The sequence below is a fragment of the Xenorhabdus entomophaga genome (assembly GCF_037996725.1).
GTDB classification, from domain to species: domain Bacteria; phylum Pseudomonadota; class Gammaproteobacteria; order Enterobacterales; family Enterobacteriaceae; genus Xenorhabdus; species Xenorhabdus khoisanae.
In genome coordinates this window covers 1-1,063 of the sequence record NZ_JBBMXH010000265.1, presented here as the reverse complement: position 1 = coordinate 1,063, position 1,063 = coordinate 1, and the positions used below count along the sequence as shown (strand labels likewise).

At 55.3% G+C, this 1,063-nt stretch carries 1 protein-coding gene; it reads right to left on the bottom strand.

Annotated features, from left to right (window positions below):
• Positions 1-1,063: terminase large subunit (locus AAC854_RS22665; protein ID WP_340619062.1), on the bottom strand; the 1,063-nt coding region annotated here is incomplete at both ends.

Here is a 1,063-nt window from a genome sequence, read left to right as displayed (position 1 = left end):
TGATTTCATGGCTTCCGACAGATTGCGTACCGTCTGGGCAACCTCGACCAACGGCAGGCCTTCTTCCGCCAGTGCCAGACTGAACTGGGTGGCACTCCACGGGTCAAAGCCCAGTTCTTTCAGGTTTTCCCCGCCGACCCAGTGCAGCAGCTCTTCTTTTATCTGGGCGTGGTCCACCACTTCGCCGTCGGTCAGGGTCAGAACGCCCATTTCATCCCACTTGCGGTAAAGTTCCGCCATCTGCCGCGAGCAGCGTTCCAGTCGGCCTTCCGGTAACCAGAATTTAAAGTCGGCGTGAATATGACCATTGTTCGCCTGCCACACTTTCACCGCCGCACAGATATCAATCTTGTTCGCCAAGTCCACGCCGACCCACATCGGGTAAGTTTTCAGCTCATGCGGCGGGACTAAGGGTTTGCAGTCATCCCACTTAAGCATGTCCATCCACGCCGATTCGGCTGTGACCCACAGGTTCATGTGCTTGGTGAAGAAGTTGTGGCGGGCAGAGACCTGTTCTTTGGCTTTTTTCGCCAGCCGCCGCAGATCATCCCAGCGCTTGCAGATGCCCAGACCGGGGTTCGCTTTCTGCCACACCGTTTCATCAAACGGGTCGTCATCTTTGTCCAGTGTGTAGATCAGGGCGAAAAAAGTATCATCGGGGGGCACCTGACCACGCAGGACCTTAACGGCATAGTCGCGCAGCTCGTAGCAAATGCCTTCTTTATTAAAGCCGGCGGTGGTAATGCCAAACAACAACGACTGCAAACGCGCCCCCGTGGCCGTTTCCAGTACATCCCACACATCACGGGTTTTATGGGCGTGCAGCTCATCAACAATACCGCAATGGATATTCAGGCCGTCAAGGTTGTTAGCATCACTGGACAGCGGCTCAAACTTGGACGCGGATTGCTCCTGATAAATGGTCAGCTTATTAAACTCAAACAGGCGACCCAACGTGGGTCTGGCCTGCTTGATCATGTTTTTCGCATCCTCAAACACAATGCGCGCCTGATCACGGGTGGTGGCGGCCGAATAAACTTCCGCCCCGCCTTCGCTGTCTGCC